Source organism: Rhizobium johnstonii 3841 (assembly GCF_000009265.1).
In the GTDB taxonomy this organism is placed as follows: domain Bacteria; phylum Pseudomonadota; class Alphaproteobacteria; order Rhizobiales; family Rhizobiaceae; genus Rhizobium; species Rhizobium acaciae.
On sequence record NC_008380.1, the window covers coordinates 4,347,735 to 4,373,858 of the forward strand.

18 protein-coding genes are annotated in these 26,124 nt (G+C 62.5%); 11 read left to right on the plus strand and 7 right to left on the minus strand.

Annotated elements, in window-relative coordinates:
* The first annotated feature begins 37 nt into the window (after window positions 1-37).
* From RL_RS21205 to RL_RS21250, 10 genes are all read left to right on the plus strand, one after another.
* Window positions 38-2,455, plus strand: a complete 2,418-nt coding sequence (locus RL_RS21205) for a circularly permuted type 2 ATP-grasp protein (protein ID WP_011653519.1) — start codon at window positions 38-40, stop codon at window positions 2,453-2,455.
* A gap of 5 nt (window positions 2,456-2,460) precedes the next feature.
* Complete coding sequence (locus RL_RS21210; protein ID WP_011653520.1) at window positions 2,461-3,339, plus strand: transglutaminase family protein; 879 nt, start codon at window positions 2,461-2,463, stop codon at window positions 3,337-3,339.
* Between the two features lie 115 nt (window positions 3,340-3,454).
* Window positions 3,455-4,651 carry a vWA domain-containing protein gene (locus tag RL_RS21215; RefSeq protein ID WP_011653521.1) on the plus strand — a complete coding sequence of 399 codons (1,197 nt, stop codon included), beginning with the start codon at window positions 3,455-3,457 and terminating at the stop codon, window positions 4,649-4,651.
* A 276-nt stretch (window positions 4,652-4,927) separates the two neighbouring features.
* Entirely contained in the window at window positions 4,928-7,390 is a 2,463-nt protein-coding gene (locus tag RL_RS21220; RefSeq protein ID WP_003542904.1) for a glycogen/starch/alpha-glucan phosphorylase, read from the plus strand.
* Window positions 7,387-9,594: a 1,4-alpha-glucan branching protein GlgB gene (gene glgB / locus RL_RS21225; protein ID WP_011653523.1), complete on the plus strand. Its 2,208-nt coding sequence runs from the start codon at window positions 7,387-7,389 to the stop codon at window positions 9,592-9,594. Before RL_RS21220 ends, glgB begins: the two co-directional genes overlap by 4 nt.
* 19 nt (window positions 9,595-9,613) lie before the next feature.
* Window positions 9,614-10,876: a glucose-1-phosphate adenylyltransferase gene (glgC, locus tag RL_RS21230; protein WP_011653524.1), complete on the plus strand. Its 1,263-nt coding sequence runs from the start codon at window positions 9,614-9,616 to the stop codon at window positions 10,874-10,876.
* A gap of 3 nt (window positions 10,877-10,879) precedes the next feature.
* On the plus strand, window positions 10,880-12,322 hold the full coding sequence (gene glgA / locus RL_RS21235; RefSeq protein WP_011653525.1) for a glycogen synthase GlgA: 1,443 nt from the start codon (window positions 10,880-10,882) through the stop codon (window positions 12,320-12,322).
* Window positions 12,323-12,328: 6 nt separating this feature from the next.
* Window positions 12,329-13,960, plus strand: a complete 1,632-nt coding sequence (locus RL_RS21240; protein ID WP_011653526.1) for an alpha-D-glucose phosphate-specific phosphoglucomutase — start codon at window positions 12,329-12,331, stop codon at window positions 13,958-13,960.
* 12 nt (window positions 13,961-13,972) lie between these two features.
* Entirely contained in the window at window positions 13,973-15,949 is a 1,977-nt protein-coding gene (glgX, locus tag RL_RS21245) for a glycogen debranching protein GlgX (protein ID WP_011653527.1), read from the plus strand.
* Between the two features lie 90 nt (window positions 15,950-16,039).
* Entirely contained in the window at window positions 16,040-16,528 is a 489-nt protein-coding gene (locus tag RL_RS21250; protein WP_011653528.1) for a MaoC family dehydratase, read from the plus strand.
* Window positions 16,529-16,543: 15 nt separating this feature from the next.
* Here the strand turns inward: RL_RS21250 and RL_RS21255 are convergent, their stop codons facing one another.
* The 6 genes from RL_RS21255 to RL_RS21280 are packed head-to-tail and all read right to left on the minus strand — an operon-like array spanning window position 16,544 to window position 22,526.
* Window positions 16,544-16,942: a VOC family protein gene (locus RL_RS21255; protein ID WP_011653529.1), complete on the minus strand. Its 399-nt coding sequence runs from the start codon at window positions 16,940-16,942 to the stop codon at window positions 16,544-16,546.
* Between the two features lie 44 nt (window positions 16,943-16,986).
* Complete coding sequence (locus tag RL_RS21260; protein ID WP_011653530.1) at window positions 16,987-17,535, minus strand: sarcosine oxidase subunit gamma; 549 nt, start codon at window positions 17,533-17,535, stop codon at window positions 16,987-16,989.
* A complete protein-coding gene (locus RL_RS21265; RefSeq protein ID WP_011653531.1) occupies window positions 17,528-20,521 on the minus strand; it encodes a sarcosine oxidase subunit alpha in 2,994 nt (997 codons plus the stop codon). The genes RL_RS21260 and RL_RS21265 overlap by 8 nt, the downstream gene beginning before the upstream one ends.
* Window positions 20,518-20,859 carry a sarcosine oxidase subunit delta gene (locus tag RL_RS21270; RefSeq protein ID WP_011653532.1) on the minus strand — a complete coding sequence of 114 codons (342 nt, stop codon included), beginning with the start codon at window positions 20,857-20,859 and terminating at the stop codon, window positions 20,518-20,520. Before RL_RS21270 ends, RL_RS21265 begins: the two co-directional genes overlap by 4 nt.
* A 12-nt stretch (window positions 20,860-20,871) precedes the next feature.
* Window positions 20,872-21,273 (minus strand): hypothetical protein, encoded by a 402-nt coding sequence (locus tag RL_RS21275; protein ID WP_011653533.1) that lies wholly within the window; start codon window positions 21,271-21,273, stop codon window positions 20,872-20,874.
* Window positions 21,273-22,526 (minus strand): sarcosine oxidase subunit beta family protein, encoded by a 1,254-nt coding sequence (locus tag RL_RS21280; RefSeq protein ID WP_011653534.1) that lies wholly within the window; start codon window positions 22,524-22,526, stop codon window positions 21,273-21,275. The genes RL_RS21275 and RL_RS21280 overlap by 1 nt, the downstream gene beginning before the upstream one ends.
* Before the next feature lie 253 nt (window positions 22,527-22,779).
* Here RL_RS21280 and RL_RS21285 point away from each other — a divergent pair, with 253 nt between their 5' ends.
* Complete coding sequence (locus RL_RS21285; RefSeq protein ID WP_041936468.1) at window positions 22,780-23,802, plus strand: FecR family protein; 1,023 nt, start codon at window positions 22,780-22,782, stop codon at window positions 23,800-23,802.
* 6 nt (window positions 23,803-23,808) lie between these two features.
* Here the strand turns inward: RL_RS21285 and RL_RS21290 are convergent, their stop codons facing one another.
* The gene (locus RL_RS21290) at window positions 23,809-25,980 is read right to left on the minus strand and encodes a CHASE2 domain-containing protein (RefSeq protein WP_041936612.1); all 2,172 of its coding nucleotides are present in this window, start codon (window positions 25,978-25,980) and stop codon (window positions 23,809-23,811) included.
* Window positions 25,981-26,124 lie beyond the last annotated feature (144 nt).

Genomic DNA, 26,124 nt, shown 5'->3' on the forward strand with positions numbered 1-26,124 from the left:
CGAAGGTTAGGGCCGGGGGGTTAGGGTTTCAGTTTTGATGGGTAAGAGGCCGGCAGCGGAGCGCAGCGGAGAGGCAGAGGACCGCATCGGCAAGGGTGTGGCCTTCGACTATGCGCCGCTTCCTGGCACCGCTGACGAGATGGTCGACAACAAAGGCGCGGTCCGCCCGGTCTGGCAGCGTTTTCTCTCGCATCTGAGCGCAATGCCGGAAAAGGATCTCACTGAACGTTTTGCCCGCGCCGACCGCTACCTGCGCGATGCCGGCGTCTTCTACCGCGCCTATGGCAGCAAGGGCACCGGCGAACGCGCCTGGCCGATTTCGCATATTCCGGTGCTGATCGACGAGCGCGAATGGAAGACGCTGTCGGCGGGCCTCGTCCAGCGCGCCGACCTGCTGGAGGCGATCGTTGCCGATATCTACGGCGACAACCGGCTGGTGGAGGAAGGGGTCCTGCCGCCGGCGCTGATGGCCGCAAATCCCGAATTCCAGCGCCCGCTCGCCGGCATCCGGCCGGGCTCCGGCCATTATCTGCATTTCTGCGCCTTCGAGATCGGCCGCGGACCTGACGGCAACTGGTGGGTGCTGGCCGACAGGACGCAGGCACCGTCAGGCGCCGGTTTCGCGCTGGAAAGCCGCGTCGCGACGACCCGGGCCTTCTCGGATATCTACGCCGAAACCCCGGTCCACCGCCTCGCCTCCTTCTTCGGCGCCTTCCGCGACGCACTTCAAGGCATGAAACATTCGGGCGACGACCGCATCGCCGTGCTGACGCCAGGCCCCGCCAACGAGACCTACTACGAGCACGCCTATATCGCCCGCTATCTCGGCCTCATGCTGCTCGAGGGCGAGGACCTGACCGTCGTCAAGGGCCGCGTCATGGTGCGCACCGTCGCCGGCCTGAAGCCGATCGGCGTGCTCTGGCGCCGTCTCGATTCGGCCTTTGCCGACCCGCTGGAGCTGAACCAGAATTCGCATATCGGCACGCCCGGCCTGGTGGAAGCGCTGCGCGCCGAAAGCGTCACCATCGTCAATGCGCTCGGCACCGGCGTTCTCGAAACCCGGGCCCTTCTGGCCTTCATGCCGACCATCTGCCACCGTCTGCTGGGGGAGGATCTGCAACTGCCTTCGATCGCCACCTGGTGGTGTGGTCAGAAGGAAGAGCGCGAGCACGTCGCAAAGAACATCGAGAAGATGGTGATCGGCCCGGCCTATTCCCGGGCACCCTTCTTCGACGACAACGGCGAGTCCGTACTCGGCTCGTCGCTGCGTGCGGCCGCCAAGGATTCCATCACCGACTGGCTGAGTTCGGACGGCCCGAAACTGGTCGGCCAGGAAGTCGTGACGCTGTCGACGACGCCCGCCTGGGTGAACGGCAAGCTCGTGCCGCGGCCGATGTCACTGCGCGTTTTCGCTGCCCGCACGGCAAACGGCTGGCAGATCATGCCCGGCGGTTTTGCCCGCATCGGCTCCGGCGCCGATGTCGCGGCGATCGCCATGCAGTCCGGCGGAGCGGCCGCCGACGTCTGGATCGTGAGCGACAAGCCGGTCGAGCGCCACACACTGCTGCCGGCCGAGGGCAGCTTTACCCGCAACATGCCGGGCAGCCTGCCAAGCCGGGCAGCCGACAATTTGTTCTGGCTCGGCCGTTACATCGAACGTGCCGAAGGGGCGCTGCGCATCCTGCGCGCCTGGCATGCGCGTTACGCCGAAGCTGCCGATCCGAGCCAGCCGCTGCTCGCCGATGTCTCCGAGTATCTCACAGCCGTCGATATCGATACCGCCGAGGCCGTGCCGGAAACACTGCTGCGCAACATCGACAGCGCCGTTTATTCGGCGAGCAACATCCGCGACCGTTTCTCGCCGGACGGCTGGCTGGCACTCAACGATCTCGCCAAGACCGCCCGCCGCTTCCACGTCACCGTCGCTGCCGGCGACGACGCCAGCCATGCGATGACCATCCTTCTGCGCAAGCTTGCGGGCTTCGCCGGCCTCGTGCACGAGAACATGTATCGCTTCACCGGCTGGCGCTTCCTCTCGCTCGGCCGCTATATCGAGCGCGGCCTGCACATGACGCGCCTGCTCGGCCACATGTCCGGCCCGGATGCGCCCGACGGCGCGCTCGACATGCTGCTCGAAATCGGCGACAGCGTCATGACCCACCGTCGCCGTTACAACGTCAACACGGCCCGATTGACCGTCACCGACCTTTTGGCGCTCGACCCCCTGAACCCCCGCTCGGTCCTCTTCCAGGTGAACGAGATCCACCACGAGGTCGAGCAGCTGCCGAACGCCCTGATCAACGGCCAGATGTCGCCCTTCTACCGCGAGGCGATGCGGCTCCATTCCGGCCTGGCGGTGATGACGCCGGAGGGCATGGGGGTCGAGGTCTATCAACGGCTCGAACGCGAATTGGAACAGCTTTCCGATCTGCTCGCCCAGACTTATCTCGGGTGACGGCGATGCTCTACGATCTCTCCCTCCACATGGGTTACATTTACGACGTGCCGGCCTCCGGCGCCCGCCACGTCATGCGCCTGATGCCGCTGTCGCTGACCAATCGACAGCGCCTGGTCGCCGGCTCGATCGCCATTTCGCCGACGCCGGACGAGCAGTCGCATTTCGTCGATTTCTTCCATCATCCCACCACCTCCTTCCTGCTGCGCGCGCCGCATGAGACGCTCGACATTCGCATGCAGGCCCGCGTGCAGGTGGAAAGCCAGCCGATCGCCGCCGATTTCTCGCCGCTGCTTGCCGACCTGCCGGAGGAGGTCGCCGGCATCTGGTCGCTGGCCCCGGATTCGCCGCACCATTTCCTTGGTGACAGTCCGCGCCTGACCCAAGCCCGCGACATCGCCGACTATGCGCGAAACTGCGCCATGCCTGATCTGACGGCGCTGCAGATCGCCCATGCGCTCTGTACCCGCATCAACAAGGATTTCACCTACGACCCCGATGCGACGACGGTGGACACGACGCCGGTCGAGGCGTTCAGATTGAAGCGCGGCGTCTGCCAGGATTTTACCCACATCATGATCCTGGCGCTTAGAAGCCTCGGCATTCCGGCCGGCTACGTCTCCGGTTTCCTGCGCACCATCCCGCCGCCCGGCAAGGAACGGTTGGAAGGCGCGGACGCCATGCATGCCTGGGTCAGGATCTGGTGCGGTGAGACGAACGGCTGGATCGAGCTCGACCCGACCAACGACATCCCCGCCGGCACGGACCACATCGTCGTCGCCTATGGCCGGGACTATTCCGACGTCGTTCCCGTCATCGGCGTATTGAAAAGCTATGGCGGCCAACGCGCCGTCCAGGCGGTCGACGTGATCCCGCTGAAATAATCCCAAAACTGGAAAGATCCGACGATTCGTTAAAATTGTATTGACGCCGTAAGGACGGCGGAAAGGAGAAGCGTGCGTATATCACCTCACAGGGCCTCCTATACGGGTGAACATGATGAGCACCTCCTTTTTGCATCCCTGCCTGCGTCGCATGCTTGGCGACCGTGGCGGTAATTTCGGTATAATGACGGCGATCATGATGCCCGTCCTGCTCGGTGCCGCCGGCCTGGCGATCGACTATTCGAACATGGCTCTGTCGAAGCGCGAGTTGCAGGAAGCCACCGACTCGGCCGCTCTCGCGGCAGCGACCGCACTCGCCAGTGGGGCAGCTTCGACCACTGCTGACGCCGAGGCCATAGCCAAAGATTTCGTAAGCGGCCAGATGGCCAACTATGTCGACACCGACGCCATAAGCAGCATTAAGGCTGGAACAAGCGTCGACATCGACGTCAGCGCGACGGCAACAAGCAAGAGCTATAAGGTTACCGTCGCGACCTCTTATGGGATTGCCGCCACGCCATTCATGAGCGTTCTTGGCTACAAGACGCTGAATATCGGCGCCTCGACTTCGACTTCGAGCGGCACCAGCGATACCAAGACCGCTCTCTCGATGGAACTGGTGCTCGACCAATCTGGTTCGATGGGCGAAAAGACGACCACCTGCGCGACTTATAATGGTAAGAATTGCAAAACCTACGTCACGAAGATTGACGCGCTCAAAAAGGCTGCCGATGCCCTCTTTGATGCATTGGACACCGCCGATCCGGATCACAGCCTCGTACGCACCGGTGCCTATTCCTACAATAATGGTCTCATTTACAATTCGCAAAAGACCCAGATCAAAAGCATGAGCGGTATGGCCTGGGGTACGGCGACGACTGCAACTTATGTAAGCGGAATTACAGCAAGCGGGGGCACCGACGCCACCGAACCGATGAGGCAGGCAACTCTTTCTATTGCCAAAGCCTCGGACGGCTCGGATGTTGAGACTCAAGCGCATGCTGTCAAAGGCAACACAATTGTATCTCGGTACATCATCCTGATGACCGACGGCGAGATGACCGGCAACACAGGCGTATGGCAAAGTTCGTTCGACCAGAACGTGCGCAACCAGTGCGACGCGACCAAAACAGCCGGCATCAAGATCTTTACCGTCGCCTTCATGGCACCGGACAAGGGCAAGCAGTTGCTCCAGTACTGCGCTTCGCCGGGCGGAAACTACTATGAAGCCGAAACGATGGAGAAGCTGGTGGCATCCTTTACCAGCATTGCAAAAGAGGCGACGAAGGCTGTCACACTGCTGACCAATTGATTGCCCAGCCCAAAGCTCAACGTAGAAAAAAGCCGCTCCGGAACAAACCGGAGCGGCTTTTCGTTATTGCTATCTCACCCAACAGATCGGGAAAAGCGATTGAAATCAACCTCCTCGACCCGCGTGAATATGAAGGTTTCGCAAATTTTTTGTTTGTCCAAATCCTTTGTTGCAAGTGCTTAGTAACGATGCATAAACTGTCGGCGGCGCAAGCGACAAATTGATTGAATCAGGCATAACATCCTGAAACCAAATTAAAATTGGCGAGACCTGACGATGAACACTGTTTCCAAGCCGATCATCCCCTCCCCCGCCCCTCGCAGTTCAAGGCCGGAAATTCTCGCTGAAGAAATTATCGAACGTCTGACCTACCGCATCGGCAAGGATGCCAAGGTGGCAAAGCCGCATGACTGGCTGACCGCGACCATCCTGGTGGTGCGCGACCGCATCATCGACAAGTGGATGGCTTCCACCCGCGAGGTTTATGCGACCGGCGCCAAGCGCGTCTACTATCTTTCTCTCGAATTCCTGATCGGCCGCCTGATGCGCGACGCCATCTCGAACCTCGGACTGATGGAGGAGGTGCGCGATGCGCTCGCCTCGCTCGGCGTCGACGTCAACGTCATTGCCGGCCTGGAGCCGGATGCCGCACTCGGCAACGGCGGCCTCGGCCGACTGGCTGCCTGTTTCATGGAGAGCATGGCGACGGTCGAGGTTCCGGCCTATGGCTACGGCATCCGCTATGTCCACGGCCTTTTCCGCCAGCAACTGGCCGACGGCTGGCAGGTGGAACTGCCGGAAAACTGGCTCGCCCACGGCAATCCCTGGGAATTCGAGCGCCGCGAAAGCGCCTATGAAATCGGCTTCGGCGGCGCCGTCGAATTCATTACCACCCATGACGACCAGCCGCGCTACGTCTGGAAACCGGCCGAGCGCGTCATCGCCGCCGCCTTCGACACGCCGGCCGTCGGCTGGCGCGGCAAGCGCGTCAACACGTTGCGCCTCTGGTCGGCTCAGCCGATCGATCCGATCCTGCTCGATGCCTTCAACGCCGGCGACCACATCGGGGCGCTGCGCGAAAGCAACAAGGCCGAAAGCCTGACCCGGGTTCTCTATCCTGCCGACGCCACCCCGGCCGGCCAGGAACTGCGCCTGCGCCAGGAATTCTTCTTCTCGTCGGCCTCGCTACAGGACATCCTGCGCCGCCATCTGCAGCAATATGACGATTTCACCTCGCTGCCGGACAAGGTGGCGATCCAGCTGAACGACACTCACCCCGCCGTATCGGTCGCCGAACTCGTGCGTCTGCTCTGTGACGTGCACGGGATGGATTTCGACCAGGCCTGGGACATCACCCGCCGCACCTTCTCCTACACCAACCACACGCTTCTGCCCGAAGCGCTGGAAAGCTGGGCGGTGCCGCTGTTCGAGCGTCTGCTGCCCCGCCACATGCAGATCATCTATGCGATCAATGCCAAGATCCTGATCGACGCTCGCAAAGGCAAGAACTTCTCCGATGGGGAAATCCGCTCGATCTCGCTGATCGATGAAAGCGGCGACCGCCGCGTGCGCATGGGCAACCTCGCTTTCGTCGGCTCGCATTCGATCAACGGCGTCTCGGCTCTGCACACCGACCTGATGAAGGTCACGGTCTTCGCCGACCTGCACAAGCTCTATCCCGACCGCATCAACAACAAGACCAACGGCATCACGCCGCGCCGCTGGCTGCAGCAGTGCAATCCCGGTCTCACCGGCCTGATCCGCGAAGCGATCGGCGACGAATTCCTCGATGATGCCGAGAAGCTGCGTGCGCTCGACGTGCATTCCTCCGATCCGGCTTTCCAGCAGAAATTCGCAGCGATAAAGCGCGCCAACAAGGTGGCACTCTCCAACCTCGTCGCCAGCCGCATGGGCGTGAAGCTCGATCCGTCGGCGATGTTCGACATCCAGATCAAGCGCATCCACGAATACAAGCGCCAGCTGCTGAATATCATCGAAGCCGTCGCGCTCTACGACCAGATCCGCTCGCATCCCGAGCTCGACTGGGTGCCGCGCGTGAAACTCTTCGCCGGCAAGGCGGCGCCGAGTTACTATAATGCCAAGCTCATCATCAAGCTGATCAACGACGTCTCCCGCACGATCAACAACGACCCGTCGGTACGCGGCCTGCTGAAGATCGTCTTCGTCCCGAACTACAATGTCTCGCTCGCCGAAGTCATGGTTCCGGCCGCCGACCTCTCGGAGCAGATCTCGACCGCCGGCATGGAAGCATCCGGCACCGGCAACATGAAGTTCGGCCTCAATGGCGCGCTGACGATCGGCACGCTCGATGGCGCCAATGTCGAGATGCGCGACAATGTCGGCGAGGACAACATCGTCATCTTCGGCCTCAAGGCCGACGAGGTGTCGAAAGTCCGCAGTGATGGCCACAATCCACGCGCCATCATCGAGGGATCGCGCGAACTCGCCCAGGCGCTTGCCGCTATCGGCTCCGGCGTCTTCTCGCCCGATGACCGCAACCGCTATACGTCGCTGATCGACGGCATCTATTCGCACGACTGGTTCATGGTCGCAGCCGATTTTGACGCCTATGCCCAAGCCCAGCGCGAGGTCGACCAGATCTGGACCAACCAGTCCGCCTGGTACACCAAGACGATCAACAATACGGCGCGGATGGGCTGGTTCTCTTCCGACCGTACGATCAGGCAATATGCAGACGAAATCTGGAGAGCCGGATGAAAACGCCGAAAACCGTCCCTGAAGTAAAGCTTTCCTGGGAAATTTCGGCAGATGAAATCACGGCAATCCTTGCCGGTTCGCATTCCAATCCCTTTGCCGTCCTAGGTGTGCACCAGGCCGGCGACGCTTTCGTCGCCAGATGCTTCATCCCGGGCGCCGAGGAGGTGACCGCCATGACGCTCGACGGCGGCGTCATCGGCGAACTGAAGCAGCTCCATGCCGACGGCGTCTTTGCCGGCCCGGTTTCCCTCACAAAGCTCCAGCCGGTGCGTTACCGCGCCCGGCGCGGCGATGCCGAATGGGCTGTCACCGATCCCTATAGCTTCGGTCCGGTGCTCGGACCGATGGACGATTATTTCGCCCGCGAGGGCTCGCACCTGCGCCTGTTCGACAAGATGGGCGCCCACCTCATCAAGCATGACGGCGCGCAGGGCATCCATTTCGCCGTCTGGGCGCCGAACGCGCAGCGCGTCTCGGTCGTCGGTGATTTCAACAATTGGGACGGCCGCCGCCACGTCATGCGCTTCCGCTCGGATAGCGGCATCTGGGAAATCTTTGCCCCTGACGTACCGATCGGCGTTGCCTACAAGTTCGAGATCCGCGGCCAGGACGGCGTATTGCTGCCGCTGAAGGCCGATCCCTTCGCGCGCCGCAGCGAGCTGCGGCCGAAGACCGCCTCGGTCACCGCCGCCGAGCTGGAGCAGGAGTGGGAAGACGAGGCCCATCTGAAGCACTGGCGCGAGACCGACAAGCGCCGCCAGCCGATCTCGATCTACGAGGTGCATGCCGCCTCCTGGCAACGCCGGCAGGACGGCACGATGCTGTCCTGGGACGAGCTCGCCTCCAGCCTCATCCCCTATTGCGCAGACATGGGCTTCACCCATATCGAATTCCTGCCGATCACCGAGTACCCCTACGACCCCTCCTGGGGTTACCAGACGACCGGCCTCTATGCGCCGACCGCTCGTTTCGGCGAGCCGGAGGGTTTTGCCCGTTTCGTCAACGGCTGCCACAAGGTCGGCATCGGCGTCATCCTCGACTGGGTGCCGGCGCATTTTCCGACCGACGAACACGGTCTCGGCTGGTTCGACGGCACGGCACTCTACGAGCACGAAGATCCGCGCAAGGGCTTCCACCCGGACTGGAGCACGGCGATCTACAATTTCGGCCGCACCGAGGTCGTTTCCTATCTTGTCAACAACGCGCTCTACTGGGCCGAAAAATTCCACCTCGACGGTCTGCGTGTCGATGCCGTCGCTTCGATGCTCTACCTCGATTATTCGCGCAAGCACGGCGAGTGGATCCCGAACGAATATGGCGGCAACGAGAACCTCGAAGCGGTCCGTTTTCTGCAGGATCTCAACATCCGCATCTATGGCAAAAATTCCAACGTCATGACCATCGCCGAGGAATCGACCTCCTGGCCGAAGGTCTCGCAGCCCGTTCATGAAGGCGGCCTCGGCTTCGGCTTCAAGTGGAACATGGGCTTCATGCACGACACGCTGAGCTACATGAGCCGTGATCCCATCTATCGCGGGCACCATCACAACGAACTCACCTTCGGCCTGCTCTACGCCTATTCGGAAAATTTCGTCCTGCCGCTCTCGCATGACGAGGTTGTGCACGGAAAAGGCTCGCTGATCGCCAAGATGCCGGGCGACGACTGGCAGAAGTTCGCCAATCTGCGTGCCTACTACGCCTATATGTGGGGCTATCCCGGCAAGAAGCTGCTGTTCATGGGCCAGGAATTCGCCCAGTGGAGCGAGTGGAGCGAAGAGAAGGCACTCGACTGGAACCTGCTTCAGTATCGCATGCACGAGGGCATGCGGCGCCTGGTCCGCGATCTCAATTTCACCTATCGCAGCAAGCCGGCGCTGCATGCGCGTGACTGCGAGGGCGAAGGTTTCGAATGGCTGGTCGCCGACGACCACCAGAATTCCGTCTTTGCCTGGCTACGCAAGGCGCCGGGCCAGAAGCCGGTCGCCGTCATCACCAATTTCACCCCTATCTATCGCGAGAATTACTCGATCCGCCTGCCGTCCGCAGGGCGCTGGCGGGAAATCCTGAACACCGATGCCGACATCTACGGCGGCAGCGGCAAGGGCAATGGCGGGCGCGTGCAGGCCGTCGATGCCGGCGGCAACATCACCTGCTCGATTACCTTGCCGCCCTTGGCGACAATCATGCTTGAACCTGAAAATTAGTGACTGGTGGGAGGAGAAAATGGTAGAAAAGCGCGTTCAGCCACTTGCCCGCGATGCAATGGCTTATGTTCTGGCGGGCGGCAGGGGAAGCCGTCTCAAGGAACTCACCGACCGGCGTGCCAAGCCGGCCGTCTATTTCGGCGGCAAGGCCCGCATCATCGATTTCGCCCTGTCGAACGCCCTGAATTCCGGCATCCGCCGCATCGGCGTCGCCACGCAATACAAGGCGCATTCGCTGATCCGCCACATGCAGCGCGGCTGGAACTTCTTCCGCCCCGAGCGCAACGAGAGCTTCGATATTCTGCCGGCCAGCCAGCGCGTCTCCGAGACGCAATGGTATGAAGGCACGGCCGACGCCGTCTATCAGAACATCGACATCATCCAGGACTACGGCGTCGAATACATGGTCATTCTTGCCGGCGACCACGTCTATAAGATGGACTATGAATGGATGCTGCAGCAGCACGTCGATTCCGGCGCCGACGTCACCATCGGCTGCCTGGAAGTACCGCGTATGGAAGCGGTCGGCTTCGGCGTCATGCATGTCAACGACAAGGACGAGATCATCGCCTTCGTCGAGAAGCCGGCCGATCCGCCGCCCATTCCCGACAAGCCGGATTTCGCCCTCGCCTCGATGGGCATCTACGTCTTCCACACCAAGTTCCTGCTCGATGCGCTGCGCCGCGACGCCGCCGACCCGAACTCGAGCCGCGACTTCGGCAAGGACATCATCCCCTATATCGTCAAGAACGGTAAGGCGGTCGCCCACCGCTTCGCCAAGTCCTGCGTCCGTTCGGATTTCGAGCACGAGCCCTACTGGCGCGACGTCGGCACGATCGACGCCTATTGGCAGGCCAATATCGACCTGACCGCAATCGTTCCGGAGCTCGATATCTACGACAAGTCCTGGCCGATCTGGACCTATGCCGAGATCACCCCGCCGGCGAAATTCGTCCATGACGACGAGGATCGCCGCGGCTCGGCCACCTCCTCCGTTGTGTCAGGCGACTGCATCATCTCGGGCGCCATGCTGAACAACAGCCTGCTCTTCACCGGTGTCAGGGCGAACTCCTTCTCCAAGATGGAAGGAGCGGTCATTCTGCCGAACGTGAAGATCGGACGGCGCGCGCAGCTCAAGAATGTGGTGATCGACCATGGTGTCGTCATTCCGGAAGGCCTGGTCGTCGGCGAGGATGCCGAGCTCGATGCCAAGCGCTTCCGGCGGACGGAAAGCGGCATCTGCCTGATCACGCAACCGATGATCGACAAGCTGGATATCTGACTTATGAAAGTTCTTTCGGTTTCGTCCGAAGTCTTCCCCTTGATCAAGACAGGGGGTCTGGCCGATGTGTCCGGCGCCCTGCCGATTGCTCTGAAAGCCTTCGGGGTCGAGACCAAGACCCTTCTACCCGGCTATCCCGCCGTCATGAAGGTCATTCGCGACGCCGTCATCAGGCTCGAATTCCCCGACCTGCTTGGTGAGCGGGCGACCGTGCTCGAGGTCCAGCATGAGGGCCTCGATCTGCTCATCCTCGATGCGCCGGCCTATTACGACAGGCCGGGCGGGCCTTATCTCGATCCGCTCGGCAAGGACTATCCGGACAACTGGCGTCGTTTCGCCGCCCTGTCGCTCGCTGCTTCCGAGATCGCCGCCGGCCTGATGCCCGGCTGGCGGCCGGATCTCGTCCATACCCACGACTGGCAGGCGGCGCTGACGTCAGTCTATATGCGTTATTATCCGACGCCGGAACTGCCGAGCGTGCTGACCATTCACAACATCGCCTTCCAGGGCCAGTTCGGTTCCGAAATCTTTGCCGGCCTGCGCCTGCCTGCCCACGCCTTCACCACCGAAAGCATCGAATATTACGGCACTGTCGGCTTCCTTAAGGGCGGCCTGAAGACTGCCCATGCGATCACCACGGTCAGCCCGACCTATGCCGATGAGATCCTGACGTCGGAATTCGGCATGGGACTGGAGGGTGTCATCGCGAGCCGCGTCGACGATCTGCACGGCATCGTCAACGGCATCGACACCGATATCTGGAACCCGGCGACCGATCCTGTCGTCCACACCCATTATGGCCAGACGACGCTGAAGAACCGCGAGGAGAACCGGCGCTCGATCGCCGAATTCTTCGGTCTCGACAATGACGACGCCCCGATCTTCTGCGTCATCAGCCGTCTGACCTGGCAGAAGGGCATGGATATCGTCGCAAATGTCGCCGATGAGATCGTCGCCATGGGCGGTAAGCTCGTCGTGCTCGGCTCCGGCGAAGCCGCCCTTGAAGGCGCGCTGCTCGCCTCCGCCAGCCGCCATCCCGGCCGCGTCGGCGTCTCGATCGGCTATAACGAGCCGATGTCGCACCTGATGCAGGCCGGTTGCGATGCGATCATCATCCCCTCGCGCTTCGAACCCTGCGGCCTGACCCAGCTTTATGGCCTGCGTTACGGCTGCGTGCCGATCGTCGCCCGCACCGGCGGGTTGAACGACACGGTGATCGACGCCAATCATGCCGCACTTGCAGCGAAAGTCGCAACCGGCATACAATTTGCCCCCGTGACCGAAACAGGCATGCTACAGGCAATCCGCCGTGCGATGCATTTTTATCAGGACCGAAAACTCTGGACCCAATTGCAAAAGCAGGGCATGAAATCGGATGTCTCCTGGGAGAAGAGCGCCGAACGCTACGCTGCCCTCTATTCAAGCCTCGTCTCGAAAGGCATGTGACCTAAAATGATCAAGTCCGTCCCCACCACTCCCTATCTGGACCAGAAACCCGGCACGTCGGGCCTGCGCAAGAAGGTTCCGGTCTTCCAGCAGCCGAACTATGCGGAGAACTTCATCCAGTCGATCTTCGATTCGCTGGAAGGCTATCAGGGCAAGTGCCTCGTCATCGGCGGCGACGGACGCTACTACAATCGCGAAGTCATCCAGAAGGCGGTCAAGATGGCCGCGGCCAATGGCTTCGGCAAGGTCATGGTCGGCAAGGGCGGTATCCTGTCGACGCCGGCCGCTTCCCACATTATCCGCAAATACAAGGCTTTCGGCGGCATCATCCTCTCCGCCAGCCACAATCCCGGCGGCCCGACCGAAGATTTCGGCATCAAATACAACATCAACAATGGCGGCCCGGCGCCGGAAAAGATCACCGACGCGATCTATGCGCGCTCCAAGACGATCGACAGCTACAAGATCGCCGATTTCGCCGACGTCAATCTCGACCGCATCGGCAAGGACGAGCTTCCCGGCGGCACGATCCTCTCGGTCATCGATCCGGTCGAGGACTATGCCACGCTGATGGAAGAGCTGTTCGATTTCGGCGCCATCCGCAACCTGATCAGCCTCGGCTTCCGCATTGCCTTCGATGGGATGAGCGCCGTCACCGGTCCCTATGCCAAGGAAATCTTCGAAAATCGTCTCGGCGCTCCCTCGGGTTCGGTGCGCAATTTCATGCCGCTGCCGGATTTCGGCGGCCATCATCCGGACCCGAACCCGGTGCACTGCAAGGAACTCTTCGATGAGATGATGGGCGATGACGCGCCCGATTTCGGCGCCGCTTCCGACGGCGACGGCGACCGCAACCTGATCATCGGCCGCGGCATCTTCGTCACACCTTCCGACAGCCTGGCGATCCTCGCCGCCAACGCCAATCTCGCCCCCGGCTATTCCGGCGGCCTCGCCGGCATCGCCCGCTCGATGCCGACATCGGGTGCTGCCGACCGCGTCGCCGAAAAGCGCGGCATCGGCATGTATGAAACGCCGACCGGCTGGAAATTCTTCGGCAACCTGCTCGACGCCGGCATGGCGACGATCTGCGGTGAGGAAAGCTCCGGCACGGGCTCCAGCCACGTCCGCGAAAAGGATGGTCTGTGGGCCGTGCTGCTATGGCTGAACATTCTTGCCGTGCGCGGCGAGAGCGTCGCCGACATCGTCACCCAGCACTGGCAGACCTATGGCCGCAATTATTATTCACGCCACGATTATGAAGGCCTCGACACCGATGCGGCGAACGGCCTGGTGGACAATCTCCGCAGCCAGCTTCCCACCCTGCCCGGCAAGAGCTTCGGCAGCCTGAAGGTCGAGAAGGCCGACGACTTCGCCTACCACGATCCGATCGACAAATCGGTGAGTGAGCATCAAGGGGTCCGTGTGCTCTTCGAGGGCGGTTCGCGCGTCGTCTTCCGCCTGTCCGGCACCGGCACGTCTGGCGCAACCTTGCGTGTCTATATCGAGCGCTACGAGCCGGATTCGACTCGCCACAACATCGAAACGCAGGAAGCGCTCGCCGATCTGATCGCCGCCGCCGAAAGCATTGCCAGCATTCGTGAACGCACGGGACGCGATGCGCCAACCGTGATCACCTGATCCGGGGGGAACATGCGGGGGAACAGTTCGGCGCAGGCCGGCGCGATCGTCTTCGAGACCGGCGTCGAATTTGCCGTATGGTCGCATCATGCCGCACAGATCGAACTCTGCCTCTTCGAGGATGACGGCAACAGGGAATTCGCGCGCCTGCCGATGGCACGCGACAGCAACTACTTCCATCGTCTCTTTGTCGACGGACTGAAGGCGGGCGCGCGCTACGGCTATCGCGCCGACGGTATCTATGCGCCCGATAACGGCCTCTGGTACGATCCTTCCAAACTGCTGATCGATCCCTACGCCAAGGAGATCGACCGGCCGTTCCGCTACGATCCCCGCCTCGGCATCTATGGCGAGGACAGCCAGGATCTGATGCCGAAGGCAATCGTCACCACCGATACCCGAGCCGCGATCCGCAAGCCGCTGTTCAAGCCGGGCGGCTTTATCTATGAGGTGGCGGTGCGGCCCTTCACCATTCTCCATCCAGATGTGCCGGAGGCTGAGCGCGGCACGGTCGCAGCGCTTGCCCATCCCTCCGTCGTCGCGCATCTGAAGCGCATCGGCGTCGATGCCGTCGAACTGATGCCGATCACCGCCTGGATCGACGAACGCCACTTGCCGCCGCTCGGCCTCACCAACGGCTGGGGCTACAATCCCGTCGCCTTCATGGCGCTCGATCCGCGGCTCGTCCCTGGCGGCATGACGGAGCTGCGCGAGACGGTCGCGGCCCTCCATGCCGAAGGCATCGCCGTCATCCTCGACCTCGTCTTCAACCACACCGGCGAGAGCGACCGTTATGGCGCGACGCTGTCGCTGCGCGGCCTCGACAACCTGCATTATTATCGCCATGCGCAGAATTGCCCGGGCGAACTCGTCAACGACACAGGCACCGGCAACACGCTCGCCTGCGATCATCCCGAAGTTCGCCGCCTCGTCATCGACAGCCTGCGCCATTTCGTGCTCAACGCCGGCGTCGACGGTTTTCGCTTCGATCTCGCCCCGGTGCTCGGCCGCACCGCGACCGGCTTCGAACGCGACGGAACACTGGCCGCGATCCTCTCCGACGATGTGCTTGCCGACCGAATCATGATCGCCGAGCCCTGGGATATCGGCCCGGGCGGTTACCAGCTCGGCAATTTCCCGCCCCACTTCCTTGAATGGAACGACCGGGTTCGTGACGACCTGCGCTGCTACTGGCGCGGCGACGGTTGGAAGACCGGCGCGCTGGCAACCGCACTCGCCGGCTCCTCCGACATCTTCTCCCGCAATGAGGGCAAGGAGACGCGCAGCGTCAATTTCCTCGCCGCCCATGACGGTTTCACGCTGATCGATCTCGTCTCCTATGCCGGAAAGCACAACGACGCCAACGGCGAACACAATCGCGACGGCCATAACGAGAACCACTCCTGGAACAACGGCGTCGAGGGGGAAACCGTCTATCCGACGATCCGCAAGCGTCGCCGGGACGATGTGATGGCGCTGATATCAACGCTTTTTGTCACCCGCGGCAGCATCATGCTGACGGCGGGCGACGAGGGCGGCCGCAGCCAGCACGGCAACAACAACGCCTATTGCCAGGATAACGAGATCACCTGGCTGGACTGGAAGGCGCTGGACGGGGATCTCATCGCCCACACCACCTTCGTGGCGGGGCTGCGGCGCCGCTTCACCGTCTTCTCCGAAAGGGACTTCCTGTCAGGAAACGGCGATGTCGAATGGATCTCGCTCTCCGGGGAGCCGATGACCGTTGCCGAATGGGAGACGCCGTCGCTTTCCACCCTCGGCATGCTGTTATCGACCGGCGACCGCTCCTCTAGCGGCAGGCAGACCCGGCTTGGTGTGCTTTTCAATCGCTCGGGGAGCCGCCAATTTTTCACGCTGCCGTCTGAGGGCGAACCGGGCTGGCGCCAGTTGACCCCCGATGGAGCGAAGAAAACTGGTGGCCGCGCAACCGTCGAGCCGCGCTCGATTGCCTTTTTCGTAGAAAATTGACCGCCTCCCCTCCCTCGCGCAAATCCTTGTCGCAATCGTCACAAATGCACGATAAGGCTTTGCCGCGGCGGCTTATTTCACGAGGAATTCATGGTCACGGAAATTTCACTCTCCGACGTGCGGGGATTGATCGGCATGGAAACGGGCCTTTCGGATTGGGTCACCGTCGACCAGACGATGATCGACGCTTTCGCGTCGGCGACCGACGACCATCAGTTCATCCACGTCGATCCTGAGCGCGCGGCGGCCGAGAGCCCCTTCGGCGGCACCATCGCCCACGGCTTCCTGACCCTGTCCCTGCTGTCGACGATGAACTACAACTGCCTGCCGAAAGTGCGTGAGCAGACCCTCGGTATCAACTACGGCTTCGATCGCGTCCGCTTCATGACGCCGGTGAAAAGCGGCGCCCGCGTCCGCGGCCGCTTCCTGCTTTCCGAAGCCCGCTTCCGCGGCGCCGGCATGCTGATGACCACCTATGACGTCACGATCGAGATCGAAAACGAGAAGAAGCCGGCGCTGACGGCAAAATGGATCACCATCATCCAATTCGACCCGAAGGACCGTCCCGACGACGTCTGAGCAACGTTGCTTTTGTTACTCGGCCGAATTGAACACGGCTTCGAGAGCGTGTCCGTCGGGATCCATGACGAACGCCGCATAATAGTGCTCACCGTAATGGGACCGCAGCCCGGGACGGCCATTATCACCGCCGCCATGCGCGATTGCCGCCGCATGAAACCGATCGACCGCCTGCCGGTTCGGAGCGGCAAAAGCGAGATGAAAGCCGGGACCGGGCGCACGCTGGCCGTCCGGGCGATGTTTGATCGCCAGTTTGTCTCCGCCGCCGGGAAGGCCATAGCCGACGGCCTGTCCCGTTTGTCCTGGCCTGATATCGTCCCAGACCCTGATATAACCGAGCGCGGCAAGGGCGGCATCGTAAAATGCCGCCGATCGCTCGATGTCGGAAACGCCGAGGGAGGCACGGTGCAGCATTCGCTTACCTCTTGAATGAGCGCGCGCCCGCGATTCGCTGAGACTCAGTGCCCCGCGTCTTCGGCCGCCTCGTTCAGCAGCCCGAAGACATAATCCGAAAACGACCGCCAGCACTCCACCCGGAACGTGTCTTCTTCCGTACGGAAAAGCACGATTTCCGCTTTGCCGAAAATCGTGCGCGATGCGGCGCCGATGGGAAAGGAAGAAAGCGACAGGTCCTGCGGGCAGCCGGCCGAAAGCGTCGCCTCGGCACCCGGTCCCGAGACGATGATCGCGACATTGCGGTGGGAAACGTCGGTCGCCGAATGTAGCGTGCCGGCGTCGGAAAGTGCTGCCATCAGATCGGCGCCGGCCTCATCGATCACCAGCCACTCGTCAGGGCCAATCCAGAGCGCCGATCGGGCGCCGGCCCGGCCGGATGTCTTCGGGGCATCCGGCAACGTCAGACCGAGAGCAGAGGAAAGTGCCGCGCGCGATTCGGCCGGCGCGCGCAGCGCCACCCGGCTGGCAGTGGGAGCGGTCGTCAGCCGCACCGCTGCGGAGCCGCCGAGACGTCCGGCCAGCACCGGTTTGCGAATTGCGACATCAGCCATGGATGCGGCCCCCTTCCTTGTCAAAGAATACAAGATCCGTCACTTCGACGGCGATCGTCCGGTCCGGCATCGGCACATAAAGCGTCTCGCCCATCCGCGCCCGGCCGCCGGCGACGAGCGCGAAGGCGATCGACCGGCCGCAATTTTCCGACCAATAGGCTGATGTGACGTGGCCGAGCATGGTCATCGGCTTCGGCTCGTTCGGGCTCGCGACGATCTGCGCGCCTTCTTCGAGCACCAGCTTCGGGTCCTTGGTGACGAGGCCGACGAGCTGCTTGCGCCCGTCCTTGACGAGATCCGGCCGCTTCAACCCGCGAATGCCGACGAAATCCGTCTTTTTCTTCGAAACCGCCCAGGAAAGCCCGGCGTCATCGGGGGTCACCGTCCCATCCGTATCCTGCCCGACGATGATGTAGCCTTTCTCGGCGCGAAGAACGTGCATCGTCTCCGTGCCGTAGACGCAGGCGCCGAGCGGCTCGGCATTGGCCCAGACCGCTTCGAGCACCGACTGGCCGTAATCGGCCGGGACGTTAATTTCGAAGCCGGTTTCGCCGGTGAACGAGACGCGGAAGAGCCGCGCCGGCACGCCGCAGACCGTGCACTCGGCAACGCTCATATGCGGGAAGGCTTCGTTCGAAAGGTCGAGCCCTTCGACCAGCGGCGCGACGATCTCGCGCGCCTTCGGCCCCTGCACGGCGATGACAGCCCATTGTTCGGTCACCGAGGTCAGCCATACCTTCAGATGCGGGAATTCCGTCTGCAGGTAATCTTCCATGTGATGCAGAACGCGCGGCGCACCGCCGGTCGTGGTCGTCACATGGAAACGGTCGTCCGCCAGGCGTCCGACAACGCCGTCGTCATAAACGAAGCCATCCTCGCGGGTCATGATGCCGTAGCGGGCCTTGCCGGGCTTCAGCGTATCCCAGGCATTGGTGTAGATGAGGTTGAGGAACTCCGCCGCATCCGGCCCCACCACCTCGATCTTGCCGAGCGTCGAGGCGTCGAAGATACCGGCCGCCTCGCGTGCCGTCCGGCATTCGCGAGAAACCGCCTGATGCATGGTCTCGCCAGCCTGCGGATAGAACCAGGCACGCTTCCAGTTGCCGACATCCTCGAAGACCGCGCCATGGGCTTCTTCCCAGCCGTGCAGCGGCGTCTTGCGCGTCGGATCGAACAGCTCTCCGCGCGAATGACCGATCAGCGTACCATAGGTGACCGGCGTATAGGGCGCACGGAAGGTGGTAAGCCCGACCTGCGGGATTTCCTTGCCGAGCATTTCGGCGGCAATCGCCAGGCCATGCATGTTGGACAGCTTGCCCTGGTCCGAGGCCATGCCGTTGGTCGTGAAGCGCTTGATATGCTCGATGGAATGCATGCCCTCGCGCACGGCAAGGCGGATATCCTTGGCGCAGACGTCATGCTGGAAATCGATGAAGGCCTTGGCGTTGGTCTTCGGCCCGGCGCCTTCGGCCGCGCCGATCATGCCGCCCGTCCAGTCATAGGCCTGTTCGGCCGAAATTGCGATCTTCTCGCCGCTGCTTCTGCCGGTGGCCTGCGCCATCAGCTCGCCGGCGGCAAGCGATTCCTCGATCGTCCGCTGCAGATCGTCGGTGCCGTTGCAGGCGCCGACCGAGAGGCAGTCCTGCGCATAGGAGCCGGGCAGGAAACGCTGGCTTTCTGCATCGAAGGCCACTTTGCCGCGCGACTGCGAGAACAGATGGACGGACGGCGTCCAGCCGGCCGAAACCAGCAGCGCATCGACCGCGATCTTGCGCGGCGAACCGCCGCCGTTGCGCGCCACCGTCATCGACGAGATACGCAGCCGCCCTGACGTGTTGACGACCGACTGGCCGGCCAGAACGTCGATGCCGAGCGCCCGCGCCTCCTCCAGCACTGCCGCCCCCGGCGTCTGCCTGCAATCGACGATGGCGGCGATCGACACGCCTGATCGTTTCAGGTCGAAAGCCGCCTCATAGGCCGAGTCGTGCGCCGTGTAGATGCCGACCTTGGTCCCGACCGCAACGCCGTAATGATTGAGATACATCCGCCCCGCCGAGGCGAGCATGATGCCCGGCCGGTCGTTGTTCGGAAATACCATGTGCCGCTCGATCGCGCCGGTGGCGAGGATCACGCGCTTCGCCCGGACCTGCCAAAGCCGCTCGCGCGGCAGATCGCGGGCAGGCTTGGCGATATGATCGGTGACGCGCTCGGCAAGACCGACGAAATTGTGGTTGTAGTAGCCGAAGGCGGTCGTGCGGACCAGCACCTCGACATTGTCCATCGCCTTCAGCCGCGCCACAGCCTTCTGTGCCCAGCTATTGCCGTCCTGTCCGTCGATCCTTACCCCGACATCGTAGCGCAACGCGCCGCCGGCTTCCGCCTGTTCGTCGCAAAGGATCACCCGCGCGCCGGTCTCGGCCGCAGCCAGCGCCGCCGAAAGCCCGGCAACACCGGCGCCGACCACCAGCACGTCGCAATGGGCATAGCGGCTGGCATAATGGTCCGGATCCTCCTCCGTCGGGGCGACGCCGAGGCCGGCGGCACGACGGATGAGCGGTTCGTAGACGTGTTTCCAGGCGGCGCGCGGCCACATGAAGGTCTTGTAGTAGAAACCGGCGGCGAAGAACGGCGACATCAGGTTGTTGACCGCGCCGACGTCGAAGGCAAGCGAGGGCCAGCGGTTCTGCGAGCTGACGATCATGCCGTCGAAGACTTCCTGCACGGTGGCGCGCACGTTCGGCTGCTTGCGCGCCGTATCGCGGGAAACGTCGATCAGCGCGTTCGGCTCCTCGGCCCCTGCCGACAGAATACCGCGGGCCCGGTGATATTTGAACGAACGTCCCAGAAGATGCACGCCGTTGGCGATCAGCGCCGAGGCCACGGTATCACCTTCGAGCGCCGTATAGCTCTTGCCGTCGAAGCTGAAACGCGCGGTCCTGGCCGGTGTCAGGCGCCCCTTGCCGGCGATACGGTTCACGCCGCTCATTGCGCCTCTCCTTCCACGGCTTCATATGTCTCGACAGGCCCATGCTGCGCGGCCGCCGCACCGATCTCAGGCTTTGGTTCACCCGCCTTGTAGGTCACGATGAACTTGTCGGTCACCGTATCGCGCGCCGCATTGAAGAAGCGCCCGCAGCCGTGAATATGCCGCCAGCGTTCGAAGATCAGCCCCTTCGGATTGTCGCGGATAAAGAAATAGGACTCGAACTCCTCGTCCGAAATCGAGGCGATATCGGCGGGCCGCGCGATATGCGCGTCACCCGCGCCACGAAATTCGAGCTCGGAGCGCTCTTCCTGACAGTAGGGGCAATAGATCTGCAGCATGTGTTACCCGTCTTAGAGTTCCGATCCGGAAACATTGGTTCCGGGAGGTTGATTGCAAAGGCGCTTTCCCATCGTCACATAGGGAACGAGGCGCTTGAGAAGCTGTTCGAAATTGTCATAGGGCTCCAGCACACCGGTCATGCCGATATTCGCAAAAGCCATCATGGTGATATCGTTGTCGATCACGAAGGCACGTCCCGGCTCTCCGCCGACCTCGGGCACGAAATAGACGGCTGGTTGGCGCAGGATCATCGCGCAAAGCAGCGTGCCGCTCTCGGCAACGAAGGGCCATTCGCTTTCGCCGGCAGCCCTGTGGATCTTCTGCAGGCGGAAATCCCCGACGCCGGGAAAAACGTCACCGGCCGGCATTGCCGCGCCGCTGATCCCGATCGTCAGGAGAGCCGCCATCCACATCAGTGCGCCACCGCCGCCGCCGCCGCCTCGTCGATCAGCCGGCCGCTGCGGAAGCGCTCCAGCGTCAGCCCGGCATTGAATTTGTGCGGCTCGTCGCGAGCAATCAGATGGGCGAAGAGATTGGCCGAGCCCGGCGTCGCCTTGAAGCCGCCGGTGCCCCAGCCGCAATTGACGTAAAGCCCGGGAACCGGCGTCTTCGACTGGATTGCCGAACGATCCGGCGTATTGTCGACGATGCCGCCCCATTGCCGCATCATCTTGACGCGCCGGAACATCGGGAAGAGCTCGCAGATGGCGTCGAGCGTATGGGTGATGATCTGCAGTCCGCCGGTCTGGGAATAGGAATTATACTGGTCGGTGCCGGCGCCGATGACGAGCTCTCCCTTGTCGGACTGGGAGATATAGGCATGCACCGTGTTCGACATGACGACGCAGGGAAAGATCGGCTTCAGCGGCTCGGAGACCAGCGCCTGCAGAGGGCTCGATTGCAGCGGCACACGCACACCAGCCATCTGCATGACTGTCGTCGTATGGCCGGCCGCCGACACGCCGACCTTCCTGGCGCCGATGAAGCCGCGCGAGGTCTCGACCCCGGTCACCCGTCCATCGGGGCCACGCCGGATGCCGGTCACTTCACAATTCTGGATGATATGCACCCCGCGGTCTGAGGCCGCCCGCGCATAACCCCAGGCAACCGCGTCGTGCCTGGCCGTGCCGCCGCGCCGCTGCAGTGCTGCGCCGTTGATCGGGTAGCGCGCGCTGGCCGAGATATCGAGCGGCGGACAATAGGCCTTCGCCTGCTCCGGCGTCAGCCATTCATTGTCGATGCCGTAGAGCCGGTTGGCATGGATATGCCGTTTGAAGGACTGCTGGTCGTGAATATTGTGCGAGAGCATCATCACGCCGCGCGGCGAATACATCACATTGTAGTTGAGCTCCTGGGAAAGCCCCTCCCAGAGCTTCATCGAATGCTCGTAGATGTGCATGCTCTCTTCATAGAGATAGTTCGAGCGGATGATGGTGGTGTTGCGCCCGGTATTGCCGCCGCCGAGCCAGCCCTTCTCGATCACCGCCACATTGGTGATGCCGTGCTCCTTGGCGAGATAATAGGCAGCGCCCAGCCCGTGGCCGCCGCCGCCGATGATGACGACGTCGTATTCGGCCCGCGGCTCAGGCGAAGTCCACTGCTTCTCCCAGCCCTTGTGGCCGCGAAGGGCCTCCCGTGCCACGGCAAAAACCGAATATTTCCGCATCCGCCTTCTTCTCCTTCGGGAAAGGGCTTGTTCTCCGCGCTCATACAAATCGCAAATCCAAATGCGGCACAACGGTTCTTTTGCGACGCGCGAGAGCTTTGCTTTCGACACGCAGACGAGAATGCCGTTCCAGGCGGATGACGCAAGCGTCTGCATTTCCGCTGAGCCGCCGGACCGCCCCTAACCCAAGAGGGTGAGAAGACAAGCAATTGCTAAAATGTTAACAATCGCACGTTCCCGGGGTACGTGTATCATGAGGGGTTGGCGCTCAGTATCAGTCGCGATGCTTTGCATCGCGTTAAGCGGCGCATGGCCGGCGCTCGCCGCTGAGCCGGTTGGCCAGGCTGTCGTCATCAAGACGCAGGTGACGGGACAGAGCGGGCCGATCGAGGTCGACACCCGCGTTCATCGCAACGAGCGCATCAAGACATCGCAATCCGGGCTTGGCCAATTCGTGTTTCGTGACGGCACGAAGCTCGCGGTCGGCTGGGGTTCGTCGGTCGTGATCGACAAATATGTGTTCGATGATTCCCAATCGGTCAAGAAACTGACGATCCGGGCGGCAAAGGGCACATTCCGCTGGGTCAGCGGCAATTCCAATTCCTCGGCCTACCAGATCCTGACTCCGGCCGGCACGATCGGCGTGCGCGGCACCGCTTTCGATTTCTACGTCGGCCCGGATGGCACGACCGCCGTCGTGCTGCTGAATGGTGCTGCCAGTTTCTGCGGCCCGGGCGGCTGCCGGCATTTGCAGCAACGCTGCGATTGCGTGGTGGCCAAGCCGAATGGCGATATGTCCGCGGCACGCCGGGTTGACCCCAGTATCCTCGCGACGCTCGGAAATCAGCGCGCCCTACCCTTCCTCTCCGGCAATCAGCGACTTGCGGGCGGCATCGGCATGCTCGGCGGCTGCAATATGGCCTCAGCCGCGCCGGAAAGAAAAGACAGAATGCGGCCTCCGCCGGCAGTTGCGCCTGCTCCTCAAAGGCAGGATCCGCCACAGAGACAGGCCGAGCCGCAAAAGGAGCGACCGAACAAGCCCGACAAGCCGCATCACGACAAGCCTCATCATGACAGGCCGCACCACGATAAGCCCCATCATGACAAGCCGGATAGGCCCGACAAGCATGATGGCCACGGCCGGCATGACGATGATGGCAAGCCCGGAAATCACGGTTTGGATCATCGGGGGCACGAGCGCCACCATGATCGAGATCGAGATCACGACAACGATCGGAACCGCGACAGGGGTCATAATTTCAATCGCGGCCGCTGAGGCCTGTCAATCTGCGGCGCTTTTTTCGACCTCCTCCGGCACCTCGCGGAAATGATCGGCCCTGCGGGATACGCGCTCGTAGAATTCAGCCAGACCGCCGATCACCTGCACAGCCCTGAGCTTTGCCGTACCGATAAGCTTTCGGCTATTCCTTGAGTGTGATTGCAGGGCCTGCATCAACTGATTGTGGACGACCTTGAGCGCGGCAAATTCCAGAGATGCTGCGACCCGCTCATCGCCGACAACGGCGAGGATCTGTGTCCGGCTGCTCTTCCCCTTTAGCGGGAGCGCGCCAGCCTCGATCAGCGCCATTCCCGGCACTGACCGTGCCGTGCTGTCGGAAATGAGGATATCGAAGCCGACCTCCTTGCAGGAGGACTCGATTCGAGCCGCAACGTTGACGGCATCTCCGACAGCCGAATAGTTGAAGCGGGTCTTGGCGCCCATATTGCCAACGCAGGCAAGGCCAGTATGAATGCCGATGCCGATGCTGACTTCCTGATCAGGCCCGAAGCCAAAGGCGTCGCCGGCGTTCAATTCGGCGAGTGTCTCGCGCATGGCAAGCGCTGCGCGAACAGCCTTGGCTTCGTGATCCGCCACATCGACGGGCGCATTCCAGAATGCCATGATCGAGTCGCCGATGAACTTGTCGAGCGTGCCCTCATTCGCCACGACATGGCGGCTCAACGCATCGAGCAGCGTGTTCAGGAAAGCGACGACATCCGTCGGCGCCAGCCGCTCGCTCATTTCGGTGAAATTCCTGACGTCGACGAACATCATCGTCAACTCGCGGTCGTCTCCGCCGAGACGCAATGCGTCGCGATTATGCTCGATACGGTGGAGCAGCGACGGGGAAAGATAATGTCCGAAGGCGCGCCGCACCTCGCGTCGCTCTCGATCGATCACCAGGATCTTGAACGAGGTCGCGGCAAAATGGATGATCGATCCGCTGACGATCGGAGCCAGTGGATCGAAGAGAAGCCCTGCATAAAGAAACGAGATCCCGGACGCCACCAGCGCCATCGCCGTGATCAGCAGCCCGCAGATCAGAGCGACGGCGGGGCTGACGAAGGTCGTCACCACGACGAGCAGGCAGCCGAGCACCGCGATCAGCAGGATTTCCAGCCCGTCGGCCCAGTCGGGCCGCGACAGGAAATGGCCGGAGAGGATCTGCTCGACGGCCTGCGCATGCAGCGAAACGCCGGGAACGTTCTCGCCGAGCGCGGTGACGCGGATGTCCTGCAGGCCGGCCGCCGATGTGCCGATGAAGACGATGCTGCCGTCGATTGCGGCCGCGACCTCGGGAGAGGCCCCGTCGGCCGCGAGCACCTGACGGGCGGATATGTATCGCTCGGCCCGGTCGGGGCTGACATAGAGCCAGAGTTCGCCCGCCGCCGTCAGCGGCACGACGAAATCCCCGATCTTTGCCGATGTCATGATGCCGGCGCGATCGGGCGCGCCCGACAGCACATAGGTCGACGCCCCCTGCGCCACGCGCAGAGCCTCGATCGCGAGATTCGGATAGAGCTGTTCACCGTCTGTCAGGAACAGCGGCACCGCCCGCACCACCGGCGAGGGATTGCCGGGGTTGAGGCTGATATGGCCGAGCCCCGCCGCATTGGCCTCCAATTGCGGTCTGAGCGGCGTCGAGGCGCCGAGATAGGGCGGAGCCGAGACAGGGCTTTCGCCGGTGAAGGCGAAGCCCGCCTTGACAGGCGGCCGGTAGTTGCCCTCGTTGGAAAGACCGAAGCCGAGCACGACGGGTTTTCCGGCAATCGAACGGGCGAATATCTCGTCATTGTCTGGCAGCTTCTCGGCCAAGGAAGGATCCACACCAGCAACGTCGCGCACAACATTGCGCGGCGACAGCCGGTCCGGCTCGGCGAAGAGAACATCGAAGGCAATGGCCGAGGCACCCATCTCGGAAAGCCGGTCCACCAGCAGAGCCATCCGGTCCCGCGGCCACGGCCACTGGCCGAATTCGCGCAGCGACGTCTCGTCGATGTCGATCACGCGGACGGGCATCGGCTCGAAGATCCTAGGAACCAGCCGCTGATACTCGTCGAAAGTCACGCCCCGGATCAGCTTGAAAATCCCGGGATCGCCTGCCCGGAGAATCGTCAGCATAGCCACGATCGCCAGGCCGATAACGACACCGATTTGCTGCACGCGCGTCATGATCTCACCGGCTGCCCCCCCGACGGCCGACAGAACGGCCCGCACCTGCCGGCAGACAGGCTACGCCGCTTTCGATCCAAACGCCATTCGCAGATGCATAAGGACGCTGTCTTTTCAGCCTCCCGCATTTCGCTTTCCGGCGGA